The 25,298-nt window shown below is 30.2% G+C and carries 23 protein-coding genes; 19 read left to right on the top strand and 4 right to left on the bottom strand.

Annotated elements, in window-relative coordinates:
* Nucleotides 1–62 precede the first annotated feature (62 nt).
* Genes ACIJYC_RS04650 through ACIJYC_RS04630 form a run of 5 tightly spaced genes read left to right on the top strand, consistent with a single transcriptional unit; the run spans nucleotide 63 to nucleotide 5,231 of the window.
* The gene (locus ACIJYC_RS04650) at nucleotides 63–1,658 is read left to right on the top strand and encodes an ABC transporter permease (protein ID WP_435164934.1); all 1,596 of its coding nucleotides are present in this window, start codon (nucleotides 63–65) and stop codon (nucleotides 1,656–1,658) included.
* Nucleotides 1,658–2,437: an ATP-binding cassette domain-containing protein gene (locus tag ACIJYC_RS04645; RefSeq protein ID WP_435164931.1), complete on the top strand. Its 780-nt coding sequence runs from the start codon at nucleotides 1,658–1,660 to the stop codon at nucleotides 2,435–2,437. The genes ACIJYC_RS04650 and ACIJYC_RS04645 overlap by 1 nt, the downstream gene beginning before the upstream one ends.
* Complete coding sequence (locus ACIJYC_RS04640) at nucleotides 2,437–3,198, top strand: SDR family NAD(P)-dependent oxidoreductase (protein ID WP_435164928.1); 762 nt, start codon at nucleotides 2,437–2,439, stop codon at nucleotides 3,196–3,198. Before ACIJYC_RS04645 ends, ACIJYC_RS04640 begins: the two co-directional genes overlap by 1 nt.
* 7 nt (nucleotides 3,199–3,205) lie before the next feature.
* Nucleotides 3,206–4,189 carry an aldose epimerase family protein gene (locus tag ACIJYC_RS04635; protein WP_435164925.1) on the top strand — a complete coding sequence of 328 codons (984 nt, stop codon included), beginning with the start codon at nucleotides 3,206–3,208 and terminating at the stop codon, nucleotides 4,187–4,189.
* A 4-nt stretch (nucleotides 4,190–4,193) separates the two neighbouring features.
* A complete protein-coding gene (locus tag ACIJYC_RS04630; RefSeq protein ID WP_435164922.1) occupies nucleotides 4,194–5,231 on the top strand; it encodes a Gfo/Idh/MocA family protein in 1,038 nt (345 codons plus the stop codon).
* Here ACIJYC_RS04630 and ACIJYC_RS04625 read toward each other — a convergent pair.
* The gene (locus ACIJYC_RS04625; protein ID WP_435164920.1) at nucleotides 5,221–6,096 is read right to left on the bottom strand and encodes a DMT family transporter; all 876 of its coding nucleotides are present in this window, start codon (nucleotides 6,094–6,096) and stop codon (nucleotides 5,221–5,223) included. The genes ACIJYC_RS04630 and ACIJYC_RS04625 overlap by 11 nt on opposite strands.
* Before the next feature lie 14 nt (nucleotides 6,097–6,110).
* Nucleotides 6,111–7,616 (bottom strand): UxaA family hydrolase, encoded by a 1,506-nt coding sequence (locus ACIJYC_RS04620; RefSeq protein WP_435164917.1) that lies wholly within the window; start codon nucleotides 7,614–7,616, stop codon nucleotides 6,111–6,113.
* 59 nt (nucleotides 7,617–7,675) lie between these two features.
* Between ACIJYC_RS04620 and ACIJYC_RS04615 the strand changes: the two genes are divergently transcribed.
* From ACIJYC_RS04615 to ACIJYC_RS04555, 13 genes are all read left to right on the top strand, one after another.
* Nucleotides 7,676–9,451, top strand: coding sequence for an IlvD/Edd family dehydratase (locus ACIJYC_RS04615; RefSeq protein WP_435164914.1), 1,776 nt, complete (start codon nucleotides 7,676–7,678; stop codon nucleotides 9,449–9,451).
* A 1-nt stretch (nucleotide 9,452) separates the two neighbouring features.
* Nucleotides 9,453–10,421 carry a 2-hydroxyacid dehydrogenase gene (locus ACIJYC_RS04610; RefSeq protein WP_435164911.1) on the top strand — a complete coding sequence of 323 codons (969 nt, stop codon included), beginning with the start codon at nucleotides 9,453–9,455 and terminating at the stop codon, nucleotides 10,419–10,421.
* 128 nt (nucleotides 10,422–10,549) lie between these two features.
* Nucleotides 10,550–11,566 (top strand): TRAP transporter substrate-binding protein DctP, encoded by a 1,017-nt coding sequence (gene dctP / locus ACIJYC_RS04605; protein WP_435115538.1) that lies wholly within the window; start codon nucleotides 10,550–10,552, stop codon nucleotides 11,564–11,566.
* A 66-nt stretch (nucleotides 11,567–11,632) separates the two neighbouring features.
* Complete coding sequence (locus ACIJYC_RS04600) at nucleotides 11,633–12,202, top strand: TRAP transporter small permease subunit (protein WP_435115536.1); 570 nt, start codon at nucleotides 11,633–11,635, stop codon at nucleotides 12,200–12,202.
* Nucleotide 12,203: 1 nt separating this feature from the next.
* A complete protein-coding gene (locus tag ACIJYC_RS04595; RefSeq protein WP_435115534.1) occupies nucleotides 12,204–13,520 on the top strand; it encodes a TRAP transporter large permease in 1,317 nt (438 codons plus the stop codon).
* Entirely contained in the window at nucleotides 13,520–14,389 is an 870-nt protein-coding gene (locus tag ACIJYC_RS04590) for an NAD(P)-dependent oxidoreductase (RefSeq protein WP_435164908.1), read from the top strand. The genes ACIJYC_RS04595 and ACIJYC_RS04590 overlap by 1 nt, the downstream gene beginning before the upstream one ends.
* A complete protein-coding gene (locus ACIJYC_RS04585) occupies nucleotides 14,386–15,129 on the top strand; it encodes an SDR family oxidoreductase (protein WP_435164905.1) in 744 nt (247 codons plus the stop codon). The genes ACIJYC_RS04590 and ACIJYC_RS04585 overlap by 4 nt, the downstream gene beginning before the upstream one ends.
* A gap of 21 nt (nucleotides 15,130–15,150) precedes the next feature.
* The gene (locus tag ACIJYC_RS04580) at nucleotides 15,151–15,993 is read left to right on the top strand and encodes a fumarylacetoacetate hydrolase family protein (RefSeq protein ID WP_435164902.1); all 843 of its coding nucleotides are present in this window, start codon (nucleotides 15,151–15,153) and stop codon (nucleotides 15,991–15,993) included.
* 6 nt (nucleotides 15,994–15,999) lie between these two features.
* Nucleotides 16,000–17,172 (top strand): mandelate racemase/muconate lactonizing enzyme family protein, encoded by a 1,173-nt coding sequence (locus tag ACIJYC_RS04575; protein WP_435164899.1) that lies wholly within the window; start codon nucleotides 16,000–16,002, stop codon nucleotides 17,170–17,172.
* Entirely contained in the window at nucleotides 17,165–18,091 is a 927-nt protein-coding gene (locus ACIJYC_RS04570) for an SMP-30/gluconolactonase/LRE family protein (protein WP_435164896.1), read from the top strand. Before ACIJYC_RS04575 ends, ACIJYC_RS04570 begins: the two co-directional genes overlap by 8 nt.
* Nucleotides 18,051–20,741, top strand: coding sequence for a phosphoenolpyruvate carboxylase (gene ppc, locus ACIJYC_RS04565; protein WP_435164893.1), 2,691 nt, complete (start codon nucleotides 18,051–18,053; stop codon nucleotides 20,739–20,741). Before ACIJYC_RS04570 ends, ppc begins: the two co-directional genes overlap by 41 nt.
* Nucleotides 20,742–21,449: a cytochrome c biogenesis CcdA family protein gene (locus ACIJYC_RS04560; RefSeq protein ID WP_435087477.1), complete on the top strand. Its 708-nt coding sequence runs from the start codon at nucleotides 20,742–20,744 to the stop codon at nucleotides 21,447–21,449.
* A gap of 9 nt (nucleotides 21,450–21,458) precedes the next feature.
* Entirely contained in the window at nucleotides 21,459–22,043 is a 585-nt protein-coding gene (locus tag ACIJYC_RS04555; RefSeq protein WP_435095463.1) for an FMN-dependent NADH-azoreductase, read from the top strand.
* A gap of 11 nt (nucleotides 22,044–22,054) precedes the next feature.
* Here ACIJYC_RS04555 and ACIJYC_RS04550 read toward each other — a convergent pair whose 3' ends face one another.
* Nucleotides 22,055–22,972, bottom strand: a complete 918-nt coding sequence (locus ACIJYC_RS04550; protein ID WP_435164890.1) for an alpha-E domain-containing protein — start codon at nucleotides 22,970–22,972, stop codon at nucleotides 22,055–22,057.
* Between the two features lie 2 nt (nucleotides 22,973–22,974).
* Nucleotides 22,975–24,414: a circularly permuted type 2 ATP-grasp protein gene (locus ACIJYC_RS04545; protein WP_435164887.1), complete on the bottom strand. Its 1,440-nt coding sequence runs from the start codon at nucleotides 24,412–24,414 to the stop codon at nucleotides 22,975–22,977.
* 103 nt (nucleotides 24,415–24,517) lie between these two features.
* Here ACIJYC_RS04545 and ACIJYC_RS04540 point away from each other — a divergent pair, with 103 nt between their 5' ends.
* Entirely contained in the window at nucleotides 24,518–25,249 is a 732-nt protein-coding gene (locus ACIJYC_RS04540) for a 20S proteasome subunit A/B (protein WP_435164884.1), read from the top strand.
* The last annotated feature ends 49 nt before the right edge of the window (nucleotides 25,250–25,298 follow it).

Genomic DNA, 25,298 nt, shown 5'->3' with positions numbered 1-25,298 from the left:
AAAAGGGTCGATTATTTAATCGGCCCTTTTTTTTTATAAAATTAAAAAAACCTTTTTTAAAAATGAATACATCAACAACAAACAAACCAAGACAAGAGTCAGACCGACAAGGTGAAAAAAAATGGTACTCTGCATTACTGGCTCGCCCAGAGATTGGGCCTTTGGGGGTGATGATCTTACTTTTTTGTATGTTGGGATACTTCTCTATTCCAGAAGGAGAATTTTCTCTTAACCCTTTTTCTGGTGAAGGATTTAACGCCTTAGGGATTAGAAATAATTTTAGGGTAATTGCTCAATTAGGAATCGTAGCACTTGCTGCTGGGATGTTAATTATTGCAGGTGAATTTGATCTTTCAGTTGGCTCAATGATTGGTTTTGCTGGTGGTTGTATGGCAATGATATTAAAATGGGGTTTTGCTGTTGTTATTCCTTATGTATCTTTTGTAGGAGGTTTCCATTTTGAGGGGTTTCAATTATTTGAAATTAGAGATGTCTCACCATTATTAGCAATATTAATTACGTTATGTATGACTCTATCCTTTGGATGGATTCAGGGGTGGGTAATTGTAAAAAGTGGTATATCTTCTTTTATTGTTACACTGGGTGGACTTTTCTTTTTACGAGGTCTAACAGAAGTATCATATAGAGCATTTAATAGAGCTCCTGATCAAACTGCTGGATCAACAACTGTTACTGATTTGCCAGATATCAAAAATATTATAAATGTACCAGGTCTTGGAGAAATGGAAAGAGATGCAGCTAAAGCTTTACCAAATGACCAATTATTAGAAATTCTAAGCAACGTGCCAGCAAGCACTGTTGCAAAATTAACTGAAAGACTTTCATATATTAATGAAAAAGTCGCAACTTTGAAAACTGAAATAAATTCAACAAAAATGATTGAAACCTTAGAAAAATCTTTAGCTGGTGCAAAAAAATCTGGCAATGATTCAATGGTAGAAATTTTGACAAAGAAAATTGAAGCTGGAGTTGATGTTCCTGCAGTTACGGCAAAAGTGGTTACTGATATTGATATAGCAAAAGCTTACATCGACACCATAGTTACTGCAAGACCAGTAGCCAATTTCTTTGGAGGTGATATTATGGAACCAGTATTTAATTGGTTATATTATACAGTAGATTGGAATGTAAATAACTTTGGTAACATTTTTGCTAAAGGAATGTATTCTGCTTTAATGATTTGGGGACTTATTGCTTTTATTTGTTATTTTATTTTGAGTAAAACTCAAGCAGGTAACTGGATTTATTCAACTGGAGGAAATCTTAATGCCGCAAAGGCTAATGGTGTGCCAACAAACAAAGTTAAGATTGCATTATTTGTGAATACTGCATTTTGCGCAACTATGTTTGCTGCATGTCAAGTATTTGAAGTTAATACTGCGGATACAGCTAAAGGTAATTTAAAAGAATTAGAAGCAATTGCTGCAGCAGTTATTGGTGGTGTTGTGCTAACAGGAGGTTTTGGAACAATAGGTGGAATTATCTTAGGCACAATTATTTTTGGTATAGCAAAAGAAGCCTTCTTTTATATTCCTGGAATTGATGGATCATTCTATAGGGTGTTCCTTGGAGCGGTTCTTGTGACTGCTGCCTTTACAAATGAGAACATTAGGAAACGAATTATGGGGAATATCTAATGGATAAAAAACCATTAATTGAAATAAAAAATTTAGTTAAAAAATTTGGAGCATTTACAGCTTTAAATGGTGTTTCATTAGATGTTTATCCGGGTGAAGTTCACGCTCTTTTAGGTGACAATGGAGCTGGGAAGTCAACTTTAATTAAGGTGTTATCTGGGGTTCATCCTATGACAAGTGGAGAAATAAAAGTTGATGGAGAAATTGTTAATTTTACTTCACCACGTCAAGCATCTGACGCAGGTATTGGAACAGTTTACCAAGATTTAGCACTCAACGCTCTAACTTCAGTAACAAGAAATTTTTTTCTTGGACGTGAAATAAAAAAAGGACCTGGCGCATTTGGTTTATTACAAATGGATGAGATGGATAGAGTAACAACAGAAGAAATGTCTAAAATTGGAATTAATATTTCAAACCCCAATCAACCAGTTGGAACAATGTCAGGTGGACAAAGACAAACTTTGGCTATTGCAAGAGCAATTTATTTTGGCGCAAAGATATTAATATTAGACGAACCTACATCAGCATTAGGTCAAAAGCAGCAAATGGAAGTTTTAAAAACAATAAAAAAAGTTCAAAATTTTGGAAATATTGCAATTATACTTATTACGCACAACGAAATTCATGCACGCCTTATAGCTGATCGATTTACTTTCTTAAGCTTGGGAGAGGTAATTGGTTCAGGATTATCTTCAGAACTTGGTAATGAAGAAGTAAAAAGATTGATGGCAGGTGGAGCTGAAATTGGTGATCTTGCCAAAGAATTGGAGTTATAATGAAAGTAAAATATTACGATTTAGAAAATAAAAGAGTGTTTATAACAGGTGGAGGATCAGGGATAGGAGCTTCAATTGTTGAGCATTTTTGTGAGCAAGGATCTGAAGTTTATTTTATAGATATTAATGAAGATGAATCAAAAAAATTAATTGAAGATATAAAAAATAAAAATTATAGCTTACCAATATTTATTAAATGTGACCTTCTAAATATTAAAGAGCTTCAAAAGACTATAGCTGACATTATTAGCAATAAGGGACCAATAGATATTTTGATTAATAATGCTGCTAATGACACTAGACATAAAATTGATGATGTAACTGAAGAATATTGGAATGAAAGAATGAATGTAAATTTAAGACATTTTTTCTTCACTGTTCAGTCTGTTAAAAAATCAATGATAGACAATGGTGGTGGGGCAATCATTAATATGGGGTCAACATCATGGATGGTAGGTCAGGGAGGCATGGCCGCCTATACAGCAGCAAAGTCCGGAGTAGTTGGATTATCAAGATCTTTTGCAAGAGATTTAGGAGAGTTTAATATTAGAGTAAACTCGGTTGTACCCGGATGGGTAATGACACAGAGACAGATAGATTTGTGGTTGAATGATGAGTCTGAAAAGGAGTTGATGAAAAGGCAGTGTTTAAAAGAAAAATTAATGCCTCATGAACTTGCTCAAGCAGTATTGTTTTTTTCATCAGAACAATCTTCGGGTTGTACTAATCAATCTTATATTGTGGACAAAGGTTGGCTATAATAGCTGAGTGAAAATAAAAAGTTCTGTCATTGAAAATAAATTTTTAAGAATAAAAACAATCAATCTTGGCGCTACTCTTTATGAAGTTTTTCATAAGAAAAAAAAAACTAATTTAATTCTAAATTTAGGCTCAATAGGCAGTTACAAATACAAAAGTTTGTATGTAGGAGCAACATGTGGGAGATTTGCAGGTAGAATTGCTGGTTCAAAGTTTCAAATTGATAAACAAAAATATTATCTAAATAAAAATGAAGGAATTAATACTCTTCATGGAGGGAAAAAGGGTTTTGATAGATTTATTTGGAAAAAGAATAAACAAACTAAGAACAAGATTGTTTATAAACTTAAATCTAAACATTTAGATCAAGGATTTCCAGGTAATTTAGATATTAAATGTATATATGAACTTGAGGATAAAATTTTAAATATTAGATATGAATATATCTCAGATCAATCTACTCATGTTAATTTGACTAATCATAGTTACTGGAATCTTAATTATAAAAAAAATAATAATATTTTTAATCATAAATTAAAAATAAATTCAGATAAGTATCTAGTAGTAAATAAAAAATTGATACCAACTGGAAAAATAAAGAGAATCAAGAAAACAATTAATGATTTTAAATATTATGAAAATTTGGGAGAAAAAATTAAATTAATTACTAGCAATAATATTAAAAAAATTTCCAATACAATTAATCAGTCTGGTTTTGATTTGACATTTTGTGTTAATAAAAATCATAATAATTTTGTAGCATCATTAAAAAATGATTATAGTAAAATTAAACTTGATATTTATTCAAGTTTACCTGGTGTCCAACTATACACAAGTCAAAGTCTTAAATATAAAAAAAAATTATTTCCTTACCAAGGGATTTGTCTTGAGACTCAATATTATCCAGATACTCCAAATAGAAAAAATTTTCCAAGCACTTTAATAAAACCAAATAAACTGTATAAACATTTTACAAAAATTAAAGTTAGTTAAGAACATGAAAAAAAAAATTAATATATCTATCGTTGGTACTGGTTTAATGGGTCTTCAACATATTAAAGCTATATCAAAATCAAAAAAAGCAAAACTGCACTCAATTGTTGATATTAGTAAAAACGCAACCAACCTATCTAAAAAATTTAAAATTCCTCTTTACTCTAGTGTTGAAGAAGTTTTAAAATCTAAAAATTTAGATGCCGTAATTGTTTCAACACCCAATCAATTACATGAGAAACATACAGTGAGTTTCTTGAAAAAAAAAATACCTGTTTTGTTAGAAAAACCAATCTCAGATAATATTAAATCTGCCAAGAAGATTATTGATAGTTCAAAAAAGAACAAAACACCTTTATTGATTGGATATCATAGAAGACACAATTCAATTGTATCTAAAGTAAAAGACATTATTTCTTCTGGAAAATTGGGCAAAATTGTATCTGCAAATGTTTTGTGCTGGCTTTATAAACATAAAGAATATTACAAAGAAAAATGGAGAACAAGTAAAGGCGGGGGTCCTTTAGGGATTAATCTTGTCCATGATATTGATATGATTTGTTATCTATTGGGTCCAGTTCAATATGTTCAAGCCTTTACCACAAATAAAAATAGAAAATTTAAAGTAGAAGATACAGCAACAGTTAGTTTAGTTTTTAAATCTGGTGTATTATGTACTCTTAATATTTCTGATACTATTGTTGCTCCTTGGAGCTATGAACTAACTGCAGGTGAAAATCCTGCCTATCCGACAACTAATCAGTCAGCTTATATGATTGGTGGAACCAAGGGATCTTTACAATTCCCAAATTTAAAAAATTGGTTTTACAAAAAAGAAAGAAGTTGGTGGAAAAATATATTGGTAAAAGAAGATATTAATAAAAAAGATGATAATACTCTTATTAACCAAATAGACCATTTTGCTGACGTAATAAGTAAAAAGATTCAACCAAAAGTTAATGGTAATGATGGTTTGATTTCACTTAAAATTTTTGCAGCAATAACAAAAAGTGCAAAGTTTGGAAAAAAGGTTAGACTTTAACCTTATCCTTGTTGCCTTCTGTACGAATAAATAACAGCCCAAATATAATAATTCCAATTACACCTACAATTTTATTATAGTCAAAAGGTACACCAAAAATTAGGAAATTTACAATTGTAGACCAAATTAATTGTGAATATTGAAAATTTGTAACAAATGATAAGTTAGATAATTGTATTGCATAAATTATTAATGAATGACTTACAAATCCTGCGGTACCCAGTAACACTAAATAAAGCCAATAAATATTTTTTTCTAACGGCACCCAATTAAAAGATATAAAAATACTAAAAATAATTGCTCCTAAAATTGATGTATAAAAAATTGATGCAAAAGGTTCATTATCAGAAGATACAACTTTTGTAAAAAATTGATAAAGAGCCCAGCAAATCGGTGGCACAATAGGAAAAATTAAGTCTAAACTAAATATTTTCATACTCGGCCCTAATGAGTAGATAATTGAACCAAAACTCAGAAGCATTAACATTATTCCCTTTAAAGATAATATATCTTTTAAAAAATATGCAGATAGCAACGAAACTATTAAAGGTGCAGAAAAAAAAACAACATATATATCTACTAAGTCAAATTTTTGTAAAGAATAGAACATGAATGTTGTGGCAGTCACCATCAATAAAGATCTTATTATTTGAAGTTTAAAATTTTTTTTTAAATTTACTTTTGGTTTAAAAATTAAAAAAAATATAATTAGAGACACTAAGTGAAAAAAAAATCTCCCCCAAATTGCTTGAGTAACAGGCATCACAGTACCAAGATATTTTGCTGTAGAATCCATGCAGACAAACATAAAAAATCCACCAGCAGCTAGTAAAATTACGTTAAATAAGGGGGGTTGTTGAGGCACAATGAAGATCTCTATTACATCACCACGCCTACTTGCCAAGGATTAAATTCCTCGTCACCGTAGCCGTTGATCTCACTTTTTGATTTATTTCCTGATGCTGTGTTTACTATTAGTTCAAATATTTTTTGTCCTACTTCTTCTATTTTTTCTTTACCCTCGGCAATCGTCCCACAGTTGATGTCCATATCTTCTGACATTTTTTCATACATGGTTGAATTAGTTGAAAGTTTTAAACTTGGAACTGGTTTACATCCAAAACAAGAACCTCTACCTGTTGTAAAGCAAATTACATTTGCTCCTGATGCAACTTGACCTGTTATGGATACAGGATCATAACCTGGAGAGTCCATAAAGTTAAAACCTCTATTTTTAAGAGGCTCTGCATACATCAAAACATCTTGAAGTATAGAATTGCCTCCTTTAGCAACAGCTCCTAAAGATTTTTCTAAAATAGTAGTCAAACCTCCTTTTTTATTTCCAGGCGCAGGATTATTGTCCATCGAACTATTATTGATTGAAGTATAATTTTTCCACCATTCAATCCTTTTTATTAATTTATCTGCTGTTTCTTGTGAGTTAGCTCTATTAATCAGTAAGTGTTCAGCCCCATATATTTCAGGTGTTTCAGATAATATTGAGCTTCCTCCTTTTTTAACTAAAAGATCTGCAGCAACACCTAATGCTGGATTTGCTGTAATTCCTGAATATCCATCAGATCCCCCACATTGCAAAGCAAGCGTTAAATGATTTACTGATTGCGATGTTCTTTCAACTTTATTTGCTTCAGTTAGCAAGTTTTTAATTTGAGATAATACTTTTTCAACAATCTTTTTTGTTCCACCTTCATCTTGAATAGTTAAGAAGTGAATTCTTTTATGTTTTTTTAATGACTCGTCAAACAAACTTACTTGGGCACACTCGCACCCCAAACCTATTACAAAAACATGTGAAAAGTTTGGATGATTTTTAAATCCATCAATTGTTCTTTGAAAGATTTGCATACCTTCACTTTCAGTATTCATTCCACATCCAGTAGAATGAGTAATAGGAACTATGCCATCAATATTTGGATAATCTTTTAAAATATTTGAATATTTTATTCTTTCTACAATCATTTTAGTTACTGTTGCAGAACAATTAACAGTACTTACAATTCCAATATAATTTCTAGTGGCTACATCGCCATTATCTCTTAAAATACCATTAAAAAAAGTATCTGCTTTTTCATTAATAATATTCTTTTTATTAGTTACTTTAAAATCTCTTTTAAATTCTCTAAATTCTAAATTATGTGAATGAACATGTTCACCTGGTCTTATGTTGTTTAAAGCAAAACCTATTATTTGATCATATTTTATTATTGGGTCACCTTTATTTATAGATTTTAAGCAAACTTTGTGGCCAAATGGAATTGGATCTATTGTGCTAATATCATGCCCTTCTATTTTAGTTTTTTCGGGAATTATAAATTGACTTACACCAACATTGTCATTTTGGTTTAAAACTATTAGATTATTCACATTTTTATTATATAAATATTACTTTAAACAAGCCATAATAATTTTATTACATTGTTACTATGAAAAAAAAGAATTTAAGAAGTCAGCAGTGGTTTGATAACCCAAAAGATCCTGAGCAAACTGCTATATATCTAGAGCGTTATCTTAATTATGGATTAACAAGAAAAGAGCTTCAATCAGGCAATCCTATAATTGGTATAGCTCAATCGGGAAGTGATTTAACACCATGCAATAGACATTTTCAGTCTTTAAGTAAAAGAATAAAGGATGGAATAAGAAGAGCAGGTGGTATTCCAATGGAGTTTCCTACCCATCCAATTCAAGAAACAGGAAAAAGACCAACTGCAATGTTAGATAGAAATTTATCTTATCTTTCTTTGGTTGAGATACTTTATGGATATCCAATTGATGGAGTAATATTAACAACTGGTTGTGATAAGACTACTCCAGCAGCTTTAATGGCAGCAGCAACTGTAAATATTCCAGCAATTGTTTTATCAGGTGGACCAATGTTAGATGGTGTTTACAAAGGTAAGTTATCTGGATCAGGAACCGTTATATGGGAAGCAAGAAGATTGTTGTCAAAAGGAAAAATTAATTATGACGAGTTTATGGATATGGTATCCGCTTCTGCTCCAAGCATAGGTCATTGTAATACAATGGGAACAGCTTCTTCAATGAATTCAGTTGCCGAAGCTTTAGGAATGTCTTTAACAGGGTGTGCGGTTATACCTGCACCTTACAGAGAAAGAGAGCAAATTTCTTTTGAAACAGGAAAAAGAATTGTTGGAATGGTCCATGAAGATTTAAAACCCTCTAAAATTATGACACGTAAAGCGTTTGAAAATGCAGTTGTAGTTGCAAGTGCAATAGGTGCATCAAGTAATTGTACAACACATTTAATCGCTATTGCAAAACACATGGGAATTAAATTTGATTTATCTAATTGGCAAAAATTAGGACATGCAATTCCATTGCTTGCCAACTGTCAACCAGCTGGTGAATATTTAATGGAAAGTTTTTATAGAGCTGGTGGAATTCCTGCTGTTATGAAAGAATTGATGAAACATAAAAAAATTCATACAAACATAATGACAGTATCAGGAAAAAATGTTGGTCAAAATTTAAAAAGAAAAATAGATGTTGATAGAAGTGTAATCAAAACTTTCAAAGAATGCTTAACAGAAAAAGCAGGATTTTTGGTTATGAAAAGTAATTTTTTTTCGACAGCTGTGATGAAAACATCTGTTATCAGCAAAGAATTTAGAGAAAGATTTCTATCAGATCCTAAAAAACCTAATGTTTTTACTGGTAAAGCGGTAGTGTTTGAAGGACCAGAGGATTATCACAAAAGAATTAATAGTAAAAAATTAAAGATAGATGAAAAATCAATATTAATTATTAGAGGGTGTGGACCTGTAGGTTACCCAGGTGCCGCAGAAGTAGTTAATATGCAACCACCGGATAAGTTATTAAAACAAGGCATTAATGCATTACCGACGCTTGGAGACGGAAGGCAAAGTGGCACTTCAGAAAGCCCATCTATTCTTCACGTTTCACCAGAATCTGCTGTAGGTGGCGATTTAGCTATTGTTAGAACTGGAGATAAAATGACAATTGATCTTAATAAAAGAAGAGTGGATTTATTAATTTCACAATCAGAATTCAAAAAAAGAAGAAAAAAAAAGAAGCTTTTAAAAATTGACAACCAAACACCATGGCAAGAAATTTTTAGAAATACAGTTGGTCAACTTGAAGATGGAGCTTGCATTAAGTCTAGATCTCAGTATTTAGATGTAGCTACTAAAAAAGGTATACCAAGAAATTCTCATTGATATGAAACCAAAAATACTAGTCACAAGAAAATTATCAGATGGAGCGGAAGAAAAATTAAAGACAAATTTTGATGTAACTCTTAATTTAAAAGATGAGCCAATTCCAAATACTGATCTTATCAAGATGGCCAATGAGTATGATGGATTTATTTCAACAGGGTTTGATAAAATTGATGAAGAGTTTTTTAAAGATCTAAATGGTAAATTAAAAATTATTGCTCAGGTTGGAGTGGGCTATGACAATATTTCTGTTAAATCTGCTGAAAGTAAAAAAATTAAAGTTACCAATACGCCAAATGTATTAAATGAAGCCGTTGCTGAAACAACAATTCTTTTGATTTTAGCTGCATCGAGAAGGATAGGTGAAGCTTACAATCTTGTAAGATCTGGAACATGGAAAGATCAAAAACCTGACCTTACTAAATTTATGATAGGAAATTCTGTTACAGGAAAAACTCTTGGCATAATAGGTATGGGTCGAATTGGTAGAATGGCTGCAAAATGTGCAAAAGCATTTGGAATGAAAATAATTTATTATAATAGAAATAAACTTTCTGAAGATCTGGAAGATGGAGCAAAATATTTTTCTGATGTCAAATCAATGATGCCTGAATGTGATTTTGTAAGTATCCATACTCCTGCTACTGCTGAAACAAAACATATTTTAAATGCATCAACAATTAGTTTGTTGCCAAAACATGCCGTTGTTATCAACACTTCAAGAGGATCTACAATAGATGATGATGTATTGATAGATGCTTTACAAAATAATAAAATTTATGCTGCTGGTTTAGATGTTTTTAATAATGAACCTAATTTAGATGAAAGATATATGAAATTGAATAATTGTTTTGTTTTACCTCATGTTGGAAGTGCTACTCATGAAACTCGTTTGGCTATGAGCATGATGGCAGTTGATAATATCTTTTGTTTTTTTGAAAATAGACCACTTATTTCTGAAGTAGTCTAATACAACTTAAAGTTGTTTATTTAGTTAATATATATAATATCTATACACACTTTATTCGCGTTTTATTTGTAATTAAAAAACAAATGTGATTAAGTTCCATTATTAAAAACATAACCGAGAGGAAGATAATGTTAAAATTAATAACAAAGACTATAGCTGCGGTAGCTGTTGTTTCAGTTGCTTTATTAGGATCTGTTAACGCAAAGACTTTAAAGATTGAAACTCACTTTACTGCTAATTCACCAAATGGTGAGGTTGCTGCTCAATTCGCTAAAAATGTAGAAATGTTTTCTGGTGGAAGCTTGAAAGTTGAAATGTTTTATTCATCTTCAGTTTCAGGAAAATCTGCTGAGGTATTTAACTCTGCACAAACTGGAATTATTGACTGTGATATGACTGGTGCTGGTTACCAAACTGGTAAGAATGCAGCATTCCAATTTGCAGGTGATGTAATGGGTGGATACGACAACCCTTATCAACAATACGATTTCTTAAAGTTCCCTGGAGCTCAAGATGCTGTTGATGCATTATATAATAAATATGGAATGACACTTATTGGTTGGTGGATACCTGGACATGAGTCACTTATTTCAAGTGTTCCAATTCCAGATGTAGCTTCTATCAAAGACTTTAAATTTAGATCACCTCCAGGAATGGAAAGTATGATTTTTGCAGATCTAGGTGCTAAACCAATCGTAATGGATTTTGGTGAAGTTCCAACTGCTTTACAAACTGGTCTGATTGATGGTGCTGACTACTCTAGTTTAGCAACCAACACAGCTGGTGGACACTATGAGCAAAATAAATATGCTACATACCCTGGTTTCCACTCTATGCCAGCTGACCACTTAGCTTGTAATACTAAAGTTTGGAAAAAACTAAAAGCTCACGAAAGAGGTGCTATGAAAGCTGGAATAGAAATTGCTGGTAGAACTATCACTAGCTTAGTTGAAAGAAAAAATGCTGAAGCAGTTAAAATTTTAAATGCTCAAGGTGTTACTCTTCATGACTGGGCTCCATCAGAGAGAGCTAAATTTAGAAAGTCTGCATTAAAAGCTTGGGAAACTTGGAAGACTAAATCTTCTGAGGCTGCTCAACTTATAGAGATGCACACAGCTTACATGAAAGCTAACGGTATCCTATAATTATAGGCATACAATAAAATCTTGAAGGGCCTGAAAAGGCCCTTCTTTTTTTAAAATTTAAAAATTATGCTTGATAAATCTTTACAAGAACAAACTGAAAAAGTTGCAAGCAAAGATGATTTTCCAATCAATTGGATAGATAGAATTACTTTATTTATAAGTCATACAATTAAATATTTAATCCCAGTCATTGTAATTGTAATGATGTATGAAATTTTTATGAGATATATTATGGAAAAACCAACTATGTGGGTAAATGAACTATGTTTGTGGTTAGCAGGAGTTATTTATTTGGTTGGTGGAATATATGCTACAAGACTTAGAAGCCACATAAGAATTGTGATGTTGTATGATTATGTAGAAAGACCAACTCAAAGAATTTTTGATTTAATAAGTGCTATTGTAATTGTTCTATTTGCTTCTGCTGTAATTTATGGTGGTTGGGAAGATGCTCATAGATCATTCACAACATGGGAAAGATTTGCAACATTTTGGGACCCACCAATTCCTGCAACTATGAAACCACTTACACTGATTTGTGTATTCCTTATTGCTGTTCAAACAGTGAATAATTTAATTATTGATTGGAAAAACCCAAAAGAAAAACAATACGACCCTTCAAAAGATTTAAAATAAAATGGATATAGGAACACTATCATTAATCGTCATATTTGGACTGCTATTACTTATTGCTATTGGAGTTCCACTTGGTTTTGCATCAGGTTTTATGGCTGCAGTTATTGTATTTGTAAATATTGGTGAACATGCAATGGGTATTCTGCTTTCAAGATATTATTCACTTGTTGTAACTTATTCTTTTTTATCAGTTCCTTTATTTATATTTATGGCTTCCTTACTAGAGCGCTCGAACATAGCTAGAGATTTATATGATGCTTTAAATGCATGGTTAAGAAAAACTAGAGGAGGTGTTGGTGTTGTAACAGCTATCATGGCAACAATTATGGCTGCGATGAGTGGAATTATTGGAGGAGAAATAGTTCTATTAGGATTGATTGCATTACCTCAGATGTTGAGACTTAAATATGACCAAGATATGTCTATTGGAATTATTTGTGCATCAGGTTCTTTAGGAACAATGATACCTCCGTCAATTGTTTTAATTATTTATGGTTTAACAACCCAAACTTCAATTACAATGTTATTTCAGGAAGCAATAGTTCCAGGTTTAATGATTTCAGGTTTAATAATTACCTACATTCTAGTTCGAACAAGATTACAACCACATTTAGCACCATTGAGTGATGAACCTTCATTAACACTAAAAGAGAAGATGTCATATCTTCCAGGTCTTTTGCCTCCAATTGGAATAGTGGTAATTGTTTTGGGTTCGATTTATTCTGGTATAACAGGAATTACTGAAGCAGCAGGAATGGGTGTTGTTGCAACATTAATCATAATTTTTTTTAGAAGAGAATTAACATGGTTTTTATTTAAAGATGCATTAGTTAGAACTTTTAAAGCTTCTGGAACAATTTTAACAATAACATTTGGTGCAACTACATTAGCTGGAGCCTATTCTTTAGCAGGTGGTCCAACATATGTTGCTGAAACAATATTGGGCTACGATTTAAAACCTATGTATCTAATCTTTATGATGCAAATAATGTTTTTAATATTAGGAGCATTTATGGATTGGGTAGGGATTGTTTTATTAGCAATGCCTGTATTTTTACCTATAGTTCTTGCGCTTGGTTTTGATCCTATTTGGTTTGGAATATTATTTTGTGTAAATATGCAGGTATCTTTTTTAAGCCCACCATTTGGACCAGCTGCTTTTTATTTAAAATCTGTTACGCCACCACATATTTCATTGACAGATATTTTTAGAGGATTTGGTCCTTTCATAGTAATTCAATTGATTGTTTTAGCGTGTGTGATGTTCTTTCCAGAATTTACGACACAAAATTTTCACGAGTTTAAACCTACTAAATAATGAAAAAAATTGGTTTTATCGGAATAGGCCTAATGGGTCTCCCTATGGCAAAAAACTTATTGAAAGCTGGTTATAATTTAAAAGCATTTAATAGATCTCAAAACAAAGCCGAACCTCTAAAGGAATTTGGTGCAGAAATTACAACTTCTATTGAGGATGTTGTAAGTAATAGTGATGTTGTAATCACTATGCTTACTGATGATACGGCAATTAATGAAGTAATGGATAGTTCTAATTTTTTAAAAAATTTAAAATCAAGTGCGACAGTTATTGATATGAGCTCAGTTAAACCAACCACAGCAACCAAACACGGAAATAATTTTAAATCTAAAAATATAAATTATTTAGATTCACCTGTTTCAGGTGGAACAATTGGAGCAGAGGAGGCTTCATTAGCAATAATGGTGGGTGGTGAACAAAATGTTTTTAATGAAGCTCACGATGTTTTAAAAGCTATGGGTAATCCAACTTTAGTAGGTCCAGTGGGAAGTGGACAAGTTTCTAAATTAGCAAATCAAATTATAGTTGGATTAACTATTGGAGCAGTCGCAGAAGCTATAACTCTTTGTGAAAAAGCAGGAGCAAATCCAGATAAAATGATCAAAGCCTTATCAGGTGGTTGGGCAGATAGTAAAATTCTTCAAACACATGGAAAGAGAATGATTGATAAAGATTTTACTCCTAAAGGTCGAACTTCAGTTCATTTAAAAGATATGAATAATATTTTAGAGTGTGCAAATAGCCATGATACTCATTTACCTATTTCAAATTTAGTTAAAGAAATGTATAAAACTCTTGTTGAAAATGGACATGGAGAAACAGACCATAGTTCCCTTTATAAAGAAATTGAAAGGATAAATAAAAAATGAGCGGTAGATTAGAAGGCAAAAAAATTATAGTAACAGCAGCTGGCCAGGGAATTGGAAAAGCAACTGCAATTGCTTTTCATAATGAAGGGGCAAGTGTTACAGCAACAGATTTAAACGATAAAACCTTAGCTGATTTAAATAAAGAATATCCTAATATTAATGTTCAAACATTAGACTCAACAAATAACGAAGCAATTTTAGAATTTTTAAAAACATTGGACAAAGTAGATGTTTTATTCAATGCGGTAGGATTTGTTCATCATGGAAGCATTCTTGAATGTGAAGAAAAAGACTGGAATTTTTCTTTTGATGTAAATGTCAAATCTATGTACCAAATGTGTAAAGCAATTTTACCTTTAATGGTTAAGCAAAACGGTGGGAGTATAATTAATGTTTCATCTTGCGCTTCAAGTTTAAAAGGATTTCCCAATAGATTTGTATATGGTACTACAAAAGGAGCAGTAATTGGTTTAACTAAATCAATAGCAGCCGATTTTGTTAAGCAAAATATAAGATGTAATTCAATAGCACCAGGAACAGTATTTTCACCCTCTTGGCAGGATAGAGTTAATCAAAGCCCAGATCCAGTTCAAGCCAAAAAAGATTTTATAGCTAGACAACCCATGGGAAGATTAGGAACTGCAGAAGAAATTGCAGCTGTAGCTGTTTATTTAGCTGGTGATGATGCAACATTTACAACAGGAACTACCATTTCTGTTGATGGTGGAATTTCAATTTAATTAATAAAAAAAAGGAAAGTTATGAAATTATTAAGAATAGGACCAAAAGGAAATGAAAAACCCGCAGCATTAGATAAAGAGGGTAAATTTAGAGATTTAAGTTCACATGTTAAAGATTTAAATCCTGATCATGTAAATCTTAAAACTATATCAAAATTACAAAGTGTAGATTTATCTTCGTTACCAGAACTATCTTCAAGTGAAAGAGTTGGCTCATGTATTACAAAACCAGGTAAATTTGTAGCAATAGGTCTTAATTATTCTGATCATGCCGCTGAAACTGGAGCAGAAGTTCCATCAGAACCTATAATGTTTATGAAGGCAACCAGTTGTATAACTGGACCTAATGATGATGTTGAAATAGTTTCAGGATCAAAAAAATTAGATTGGGAAGTTGAACTTGGAATTGTGATTGGAAAAGAAACAAAACACATTTCAGAAGATAAAGCTCAAGATCATATTTTAGGATATTGTTTAGTTAACGATGTTAGTGAAAGAGAATGGCAAATTGAAAAAATGGGTCAATGGGTAAAAGGAAAATCTCATGATACTTATGGACCTATTGGACCATATCTTGTCACAAAAGATGAAATATCAGATATCAATAATTTAAAAATGAGCTTAGATGTTAATGGTAACAGAATGCAAACAGGTAATACAAGTACAATGATTTTTAACGTAAATGTGATTGTATCTTATGTTAGTAAATTTATGTCGTTACAACCTGGCGATATAATAACTACTGGAACACCTCCAGGGGTTGGAATGGGAATGAAACCTCAGCAATTTTTGAAAGCTGGAGATACAATGAAATTATCAATAGAAAACTTAGGTGAGCAAAATTCGAAAGTAGTTGCGATATAATAAATTGTGAAAATAACTTTTATTAAAAGTCATGTACTTAAATATGAGTTAGAAAAAGAACTAGGATATTCACAACAATACTATAAACACAGAACTGCCCATCTTGTTGAGGTACAAACAGATGAAGGAATTACAGGTTGGGGTGAATGTTTCGGACCTGGCAACATTGCATTAGCTAACAAGTTTATCGTTGAAAAAGTTATTCAACCATTAATCATTGGTGAAGATCCATTAAATAAAGAGCACATTTGGCATAAAGTTTATAACCTTTTAAGAGATAGTGGGCAAAAAGGGATGCCAATTCAGGCATTGTCTGGTGTTGATATCGCTCTATGGGATATTTTAGGAAAAAAAACAAATATGCCACTTTATCAATTAATTGGTGGCAAATGTAATAACCAAATACCAGTATATGGTTATGGGATGATGCTGCAAAATAAATCAGTTAATGAATTGGTTGAGCTTTTCAAGGAAGAAGCAAAACAAATCAAATCCAAAAACTTTAAAGCAATGAAAATGAAAGTTGGACTAGGTCCAAAAGATGACTTGAAATTAGTTCAAGCGGTTAGAGAAGAAATTGGTATAGATTTTAAGTTAATGGTAGATGCCAATCATGCCTATAATTTAAACGATGCATTATATGTTGGAAGAGGACTGGATGAACTTGATATATTTTGGTTTGAAGAACCTGTAGCACCTGAAGATTATGAGGGATATAAAGAATTAAAACATAAAATAAATACTAATATTGCTGGAGGAGAAGCAGAATTTACAAAATATGGCTGGAATGAATTAATAAAAAACAAATGCATAGATATAGCTCAGCCAGAGGTTTGTGGTTTAGGTGGAATCACAGAATATTTAAAAATATCAGCGCTAGCACAAGCTAACTTTATTCCTGTTATAAATCATGTATGGGGATCAGCGGTAAGTATTGCAACTAATCTTCATTTGTTAACAGCCCAACCTGATATGCCAGGAGGATTATTTCCATCAAAAGCAATGCTGGAGTTTGATACGACAGAAAAAAATGTTTTTATTACCGATCTACCAACAGAAAGTTTTTCAATATTAGATCAAGTAAAACAAAATAAAGGATTGGCTACCGTTACAGACAATGCAGGTATTGGTGTAACACCAAATAATGACTTTATTAAAGAATTTGAAATCAATGAATAAAATTAAAACTTCAGTACCTGAAGTACTTTGGAAGTTAAGATGTAAATTGGGTGAAGGAACTTTATGGGTCAAAGAACACAACTCAATTTATTTTGTAGATATTAAAAAGAAAATTTTTTTTTCTTTAAATATAAAAAATAACAAAAAGAAAAAATATAAAGTTAATAAAGAAATCGGTTTTTTGGCCCATGTTAAAGGTAATATTTTTATTTTAGGTCTTCAAGGAGAATTAAGAATTCAAAATATTGAAACCAAAAAAATTATCAAAAGTATTTTAATAGAAAAGGATATAAAATTAAATAGAATTAATGATGGTAAAACTGATCCAAAAGGAAATTTATGGTTTGGTACCATGGACAATCTTGAAAGAAAAATTGAAAAAGGCTCACTTTATAAATTAGATAAAGGTTTGAATTTAATAAAAGTGGATAAGAATTATAGAATTACAAATGGACCTGCATTTATTGATGAATATAATTTTTACCATACTGATAGCTCAAAAAAAATAATCTATAAAATAAAAATTGATAAAAAGAACAACATTATTAGAAAAAAAATATTTAAGAGATTTTTAATAAAAGATGGTTCTCCAGATGGTATGACATTGGATAAATATAAAAATCTCTGGGTTGCACATTTTTCTGGTGCTTGTGTCTCGGTATTTAACAAAAATGCTAAATTAATACATAAAATAAATTTGCCTGCAAAAAATATTACAAATTGTGCATTTGGAGGACATAATAATAGTGAAATTTTTATCACTACAGCCACAAAAGGTATGAGCAAAGCAGATTTGCTAAAATATAGATACTCAGGATTCCTTTTTAGTGTAAAAACTAACATGAAAGGAATTTTACAAAAAAAATTTATATTCAGTAATGAAAAAAAGAGATCTTTATTACGAGCGAATTCCAACTAAACTTTTAAGAGAGGATATTAGATTTTTAGGTACAATTCTTGGTAAAGTAATCAAGGATCAAGAAGGAGAAATATTTTTTAAAATAGTAGAAAGTCTTAGATTGTTATCTAAAGACACGTTATTGGACAAACAAAAGAGTAAAATTTTTTTAAAGATTTCAAATAAAATCAAAAAATTTTCACCTGAACAAACATTTAAAATCACAAGAGCATTTTTACACATATTAAATTTAATGAATCTGGCTGAGTCCCTTGATGCATCTAGAAAACTTAATGAGTACAACAATCCTTATTTTAAAAATAAAAATCAAAATTTATTTATTGAAGACATAATTGAAGGGCTTTTTAAGAATAAAAAAATTACTAATAATGAGGTATATGAACAAGCTAAAAATTTGAATATTGGCATTGTTCTCACTGCTCATCCAACTGAAGTTAAAAGAAGAACATTAATTCAAAAATATGCAAATTTAATCGATTTAATGGAGCAAAGACATTTATATAAAAGATATCCCACAAAAATTACAGAGATAGACAGACAAATTTATACACAAATTACAATAATTTGGAAAACAGATGAGCTCAAAAGATCAAAACCATCTCCATTAGATGAAGCAAAATGGGGGTTAGCTATTATAGAAGATAGCTTATGGGATACAATTCCTAAAGTTTATAAAAGACTAAATGATATCTTTAGAAAAAATTTAAAAAAAGATTTGCCAAGAGGTTTTAATCCCATTCAATTTGGCTCATGGATGGGGGGAGATAGAGATGGAAATCCAAATGTCACAGCTAAAGTAACAAAAAAAGCAATCCTTTTTTCTAGATGGCAAGCAGCAAAATTATATGAAAAAGAATTAACTAAATTAATACAAGATTTATCCATGAAAGAATGCTCTTCTAAAATTAGAAAAGTAACGGGCAAAACTTTCGAACCTTATAGGGTTTATTTAAGACCAATCAGAGATAAAATTAGGACTACTCATCAAGCAATTGAAAATCATTTAAACAAAAATGAACGACTTGATGAAAGTAAATTATTAAAAGATAAAAACGAAATTTTAAAACCACTCAGAGATATAAGAGAGTCATTAAATTCAAATAATTCACAGTATATAGCTAATTCTGATTTGTTAGATTTAATAAGAAGAGTGAGATGCTTTGGTATTAATTTAGCTAAACTTGATATTAGACAGGAGTCATCTAGACATGACCAATTGTTAAATGAAATATTAAAAAATAAATTTAAGATTAATTTTTCTGATTTTAGTGAAGATAAAAAAATTAATTATCTTAATTCTTTAATTAAACAAAAAAAATATTTTTTGAAAAAATTAAATATTAGAAATAAAGAAAACAAAGAAGTTTGGGATACTTTTGAACAAATATCAAATGAACCTCCTCAATGTCTCGGTGCTTATGTGATATCAATGACTTCAAAGGCATCAGATATTTTAGCGGTTTATTTTTTACAAAAACAAACTCAAGCTAATGAACTATTAAGAGTTGTACCTCTTTTTGAAACTTTGGATGATTTAAAAAATGCTAAAAGTGTAATGGAAAACCTTTTTAAATTACCATGGTATCGAAAACTTATTAAAAACCAACAAGAGGTAATGATTGGTTATTCAGACTCTAGTAAAGATGCGGGAAAATTATCTGCAAGTTGGCATCAATATAAGCTTCAAGAAGAACTTAGAAACCTTGCAAAAAAATACAAGATCGACTTAGTATTTTTTCATGGTAGAGGCGGTTCTGCAGGCAGAGGTGGTGGCCCCATTCAAGCAACACTAAAATCTCAACCGTCAAATACTGTTAATGGAAAAATTAGAATTACTGATCAAGGAGAGGTTATTCAACAAAAGTACGGATACAAGCCATTAGCAGAATATAATCTTTGTAGTTATATAGGAGCTGTAATGGATGCTTCATTAAACCCTCCACCAAAATCTAAAAAAAATTGGAGAAATCTAATTGAAAAAATGTCAGAAATTTCAACATCAGCTTACAGAAAAAACCTTAATCAAAGTGAAGATTTTATTAGATATTTTAAAACTGTTACTCCACACAAATCACTTGGTAAGCTTGCAATTGGATCAAGACCTACCAAAAGAAAAAATATTGATAATATTCAAGGTCTAAGAGCTATCCCGTGGGTTTTTGCATGGACTCAAATTCGATTAATGTTACCTGCTTGGTTAGGAACCACTGAAGCACTAAGATATGGATCAATTAAAAAATATTCCAAAACATTAACTGATATGGAAAAAAACTGGCCCTATTTTATCTCAACAATGGATATATTAGACATGGTTATTTCAAAAGTAGACCCAGAAATTTCAATTATTTATGAAAATAATTTAGCAGACAAGGCATTAAGAAGAATTGGTAAAAAATTGAGATTTCAATTCAAAGCATTAGTTGAATTACACAATAAAATTACCCCAAAAGAAGTAATTAAAGAGAGAAAAGAATTTAGAAAAGCATTATTTATAAGAAATAATTATACAGAAATGTTAAATATATTGCAGGCTAATGTTATGAATAAACTTAATAATAAAAAATATAAAAAATTAGATAAAAAATTTCTAGATGATGCGTTAATGACATCTATAGCTGGAATATCTGCGGCAATGAAAAATACAGGATAAATGATTGAATTGTTAATAGCTTTTGGAGCTGGACTTATTAGTTTTTTATCTCCTTGTGTTTTACCTTTGATACCTGGGTATGTTTCTTTTATCTCTGGTCAGTCATTACAGGAAATTTTAAAATCAAAAAAAATAAATATACTCCCTTTAATTTTATTTTGTTTTGGTTTTTCAACCGTATTTATCATTTTAGGAGCATCAGCATCTTTTTTGGGTCAAACACTTTTGCAAAATTCTGAAACTTTAAGAATAATTGCAGGAATTGTAATAATAATTTTTTCTTTACAATTGATCGGGCTAATTAACATTGGATATCTTAATTTAGAGAAAAGATTTGAGGCAAAAAAATCACAAAATATTTTATTTCCTTATACAATAGGATTAGCTTTTGGTTTTGGATGGACACCATGTATTGGACCAATTCTAGGATCAATATTAGCTTTAGCTTCTATTGAAGAAACTTTGTCGAAAGCTATTATTTTATTAAGCTTCTACTCCATCGGTCTTGCAATACCTTTTGTTTTATCAGGTTATTTAATTCAAAAATTTTTATTATTTTCAAAAAATTTTAAGAAAAACATAAATTTAATATCTAAAGTTGGTGGAATTATTCTTTTAATTACAGGAATATTAATTTTAACAAATCAATTGCAAGCTGTTGGTTTTTATATAATTAAAATTTTTCCTTTTATGCAAAATTTCGGTTAAGATTATTTAATGAAAATCTATCAAATTGATTCAAGTGCAAGGAAAAAGGGTTCTTCTTCTAGAGCATTAGCTAAAAAAGTGTTGGATAAAATTAAAAAACCTGGTGATGAAGTTATTTATCGTGATTTAGATGACGAAATGCTTTTTGTGAGTGGTTTGACAGAGTCTGGAATGAAAATTGATGAAAAAGATCAAACTGAAGAACATAAAAAGATGTTTAAACTATCTGATAAGTTGGTTAGTGAATTAAAAGAGAGTGATATAATAATAATTTCAGCCCCAATTTATAATTATGGTCCTCCTGCTACTTTAAAAGCTTGGTCTGATTTAGCTGCCAGAGTTGGTGAAACTTTTAGATTTAAACCTGATGGAAGAAGAGAGGGTTTGTTGAAAAATAAACGTGCTTATTTAGTTATTACATCAGGAGGAACAAAGCTAAATAGTAAAGAAGATTTCTTAACACCTTGGTTAAAGTTTATATTAAATTTTTTTGGTATTGAAAAGGTTGATGTGGTTAGTGCTGACCAGATGGCTCTTGATTATGATAAATCTATTAAAGATGCAGAATTACAAATTGAAAAATTAAACTCTTAGTTTTTTTTATTTTAAGAAAAATATTTTTTTTGAACTAAATTATCTAGGTTAACAATTTTTTTTTGTATTTTTTCTAAAAATAATAAAAAATTATCTAAATCATCTGATTTAACTTTAAAATTATTCACATCTCTTTGAATTTCTTTTATATTTTTTGTCAGATCATTTTTTTTTGATATTCTAAAAATAGCTCTTTCAATTTGATTTAAATTCCAATTTATAGATCTTGGAAAAATTTTTGTTTTTAAAAAAAACTCAATAATATCTAATATAGAAATATCTTTTTTAGAATGTTGTCGATAAGCTTGAAATGCCGAAATTGATTTTAAGATATTAATCCATTCTAAAGTTAAATACTCATATCCTTTTTTATGTTGTTTAGATCTTAACGTTTGTGATTGGAGTATTCGAATTAACATATCTGTTCTTTCTATAAAACGACCTAATCCTAGAAACTGATAATCAATATTTCTTTGCATTTCTAAGTCTGTTGAATACATAAAATTTTGTGATCCTTGAATTATGTTACTTAATAATTTTAGATTTTTTTTATTAGAGTTTTTTCTGTTAATAGTTTTGTTAAATTTGATAAGTAGTTCATTCAACTTTAAAATCGATTGTTCGGGTAAAATATCTCTAACAATTAAGGAATTTTCTTTAGAATAATTAAGTGAATTAATAATTGATGAATGATTTTCTTTATTTGAAATAAGAAATTCAATTATTTTTTTTTCAGAATATTTCTTATTTAATTTTAAATAGTCTTTATTAAGACTCATTGCAGTTAATAATGGTTTCCAGGAAATTTCATTTTCGAGCGATAAATCAAGCTGTAGCTCGCTAGTTGTAATAAGTAATCTTGATGTAAAATTTGACCTCTCTAAATAACGAGACATCCAAAAAATTAATTTAGCTCTTCTACTTAACATATTTAATTATCTATAATCCATGTATCTTTACTTCCACCTCCTTGAGATGAATTTACAATCATACTTCCTTTTTTTAGAGCAACTCTAGTTAAACCACCTTGAGTTACGTAATGATTTGATCCTGATAAGATAAAAGGTCTTAAATCAATATGTCTTGGATCAAGTTGGTTATTAATTAAAGTTGGTGATGTAGATAAATTTATAAGAGGTTGAGCCACATAATTTCTTGGGTTTTTTTTAATTTTCTTAACATATTCACTTAATTCTTTTTTTGACGCTTTAGGACCCATTAAAATTCCATAACCACCAGATTCATTTGCTGGTTTTACTACTAGTTTTGAAATATTTTCAATTACATAATCTCTATGTTTTTTATTATGACATAAAAATGTTTCTACTTGTTCTATTAGCGGCTCTTCATCTAAATAAAACTTAATCATTTTAGGAACATAGCTATAAACAGCCTTATCATCAGCAACACCTGAGCCTGGAGCATTAAGAATGCTAATATTACCTTTTTTCCAAGCTTTAAAAATACCAGGCACACCAATCAAAGATTTTTTATTAAATACTTTTGGATCTAAAAATAAATCATCAATTCTTCTGTAAAGTGAATGTAATTGTTCTTTCCCTTCGACTGTTTTCATAAATACTTTATTTTTTTCAACAAACAGATCTGACCCTTCAACAAGTTCGACCCCCATTTGTTGAGCAAGGTATGCATGTTCAAAATATGCGGAGTTATAAATGCCTGGTGTAAGAATAGCTAATTTTGGATCATTTTTATTTTTTGAAAGAGAGCGCATACAAGAATAAAGTTTTGAACAATATTCATCAACAGGGCTTATTTTATGTTTTGCAAAAATTTCAGGAAAAACACTTTTCATAACCATCCTATTTTCAAGCATATAAGAAACACCAGAAGGAACTCTTAAATTATCTTCTAGAACTAAAAAATTACCATCAATATCTCTTATAAGATCTGATCCACAAATATTAGCCCAAACTTTAAAAGGTGGTTTTACTCCAACACATTCCTTTCTAAAATTTCCAGAGTCAAACACCACTTTTTTTGGGATGATTTTTTCTTTAAAAATTCTTTGTTCGTTGTAGACATCATGAATAAACAAGTTAAGAGCTTTTACCCTTTGAATAAGTCCTTTAGAAACTTTAGACCAATTTTTTTTTGTAATAATTCTTGGAATTATATCAAGTGGCCAGTAATGATCGGCTGGCTTATTTTCTGAGTAAACTCTAAATGTGATACCTCTTTGACTAATAGCGTTTTCTGAACTTTTAATTGTTGTTAAAAGTTTTTGTTTTGAATATTTGGCAATAAAATTTGAGATATTTTTGGTTTCTGGCCTTAATTTATTTTTTGATGTTAAATATTCATCAAAAACATTATTAGCTTTGTAATTATCCCATGAAATTTTAGGCATTTACAATTAAATCATAAAAAGATTAAAAAAACATGAAAATAAAATACAATTAAATATTAAAATGTTCTTTTTAATGACAAATTCATATAATAAGTAATTCAAAATGACTTATTGTATAGGAATAAATGTTAATGAAGGGATGGTCTTTGCTTCAGACTCAAGAACGAATGCTGGACTTGATAACATTAACGTATACACCAAAATGTTAAATTATGCAGTAGGTGATAGAAATTTAGTAATTGTTACTTCAGGAAATTTGGCAACATCACAAGCAGTTTTTGGCTCTATTAAAAAAGATTTGGAAGTTAGTAATCCTGATACAAGCTTAAATACATGTGAAACATTAGAGGAAGTTGCAAATTATATTGGATCCTTAACAGTAAAACATTCATCACCCCAAGGAATTAATGAAGAGGTTTTGCAATTAGGATCATCCTATATCGTTGGTGGTCAGATTAAAAATCAAAAATCAGAAATTTATCTTGTATACCCTCAGGGTAATTATATTAGACCGTCTGAAGCTAGGCCTTATCTTATTATTGGTGAAATTAATTATGGAAAACCAATTTTGGATAGAGTTTTAAAACCTGATATTACACTGGGGGATGCTGCGCGTTGTGCGTTAATTTCAATGGACTCGACTATTAAAAGTGATTTGAGAGTTGGACCTCCAATTGATTTTGTTGTTTATAAAAAAGGATTAATTCAACCAATTTATCAAAATAAGTTTGAAATTAACGATCCTGAATATTCTTCAATTACTGATAGTTGGTCTCAAAGTATTATTCAAGCTTTTGAGACGTTTCCAAGATTTAATTGGGAAAAAAAACAATAATAAAATTAACTTTCTTATATTTGTGTAATTAATCTTAATTTGTTAACAT

It is taken from the genome of Candidatus Pelagibacter bacterium nBUS_28 (assembly GCF_051200915.1).
GTDB lineage: Bacteria > Pseudomonadota > Alphaproteobacteria > Pelagibacterales > Pelagibacteraceae > Pelagibacter.
This window is presented reverse-complemented; position numbering and strand designations above follow the sequence as displayed.

Excerpts from the sequence above, each read along its gene's own strand:
- ACIJYC_RS04650 (WP_435164934.1), top strand. The coding sequence starts at position 63 with ATGAATACATCAACAACAAACAAACCAAGACAAGAGTCAGACCGACAA.
- ACIJYC_RS04645 (WP_435164931.1), top strand. The coding sequence starts at position 1,658 with ATGGATAAAAAACCATTAATTGAAATAAAAAATTTAGTTAAAAAATTT.
- ACIJYC_RS04640 (WP_435164928.1), top strand. The coding sequence starts at position 2,437 with ATGAAAGTAAAATATTACGATTTAGAAAATAAAAGAGTGTTTATAACA.
- ACIJYC_RS04630 (WP_435164922.1), top strand. The coding sequence starts at position 4,194 with ATGAAAAAAAAAATTAATATATCTATCGTTGGTACTGGTTTAATGGGT.
- ACIJYC_RS04615 (WP_435164914.1), top strand. The coding sequence starts at position 7,676 with ATGAAAAAAAAGAATTTAAGAAGTCAGCAGTGGTTTGATAACCCAAAA.
- ACIJYC_RS04610 (WP_435164911.1), top strand. The coding sequence starts at position 9,453 with ATGAAACCAAAAATACTAGTCACAAGAAAATTATCAGATGGAGCGGAA.
- dctP (WP_435115538.1), top strand. The coding sequence starts at position 10,550 with ATGTTAAAATTAATAACAAAGACTATAGCTGCGGTAGCTGTTGTTTCA.
- ACIJYC_RS04600 (WP_435115536.1), top strand. The coding sequence starts at position 11,633 with ATGCTTGATAAATCTTTACAAGAACAAACTGAAAAAGTTGCAAGCAAA.
- ACIJYC_RS04595 (WP_435115534.1), top strand. The coding sequence starts at position 12,204 with ATGGATATAGGAACACTATCATTAATCGTCATATTTGGACTGCTATTA.
- ACIJYC_RS04590 (WP_435164908.1), top strand. The coding sequence starts at position 13,520 with ATGAAAAAAATTGGTTTTATCGGAATAGGCCTAATGGGTCTCCCTATG.
- ACIJYC_RS04585 (WP_435164905.1), top strand. The coding sequence starts at position 14,386 with ATGAGCGGTAGATTAGAAGGCAAAAAAATTATAGTAACAGCAGCTGGC.
- ACIJYC_RS04580 (WP_435164902.1), top strand. The coding sequence starts at position 15,151 with ATGAAATTATTAAGAATAGGACCAAAAGGAAATGAAAAACCCGCAGCA.
- ACIJYC_RS04570 (WP_435164896.1), top strand. The coding sequence starts at position 17,165 with ATGAATAAAATTAAAACTTCAGTACCTGAAGTACTTTGGAAGTTAAGA.
- ppc (WP_435164893.1), top strand. The coding sequence starts at position 18,051 with ATGAAAAAAAGAGATCTTTATTACGAGCGAATTCCAACTAAACTTTTA.
- ACIJYC_RS04560 (WP_435087477.1), top strand. The coding sequence starts at position 20,742 with ATGATTGAATTGTTAATAGCTTTTGGAGCTGGACTTATTAGTTTTTTA.
- ACIJYC_RS04555 (WP_435095463.1), top strand. The coding sequence starts at position 21,459 with ATGAAAATCTATCAAATTGATTCAAGTGCAAGGAAAAAGGGTTCTTCT.
- ACIJYC_RS04550 (WP_435164890.1), bottom strand. The coding sequence starts at position 22,972 with ATGTTAAGTAGAAGAGCTAAATTAATTTTTTGGATGTCTCGTTATTTA.
- ACIJYC_RS04545 (WP_435164887.1), bottom strand. The coding sequence starts at position 24,414 with ATGCCTAAAATTTCATGGGATAATTACAAAGCTAATAATGTTTTTGAT.
- ACIJYC_RS04540 (WP_435164884.1), top strand. The coding sequence starts at position 24,518 with ATGACTTATTGTATAGGAATAAATGTTAATGAAGGGATGGTCTTTGCT.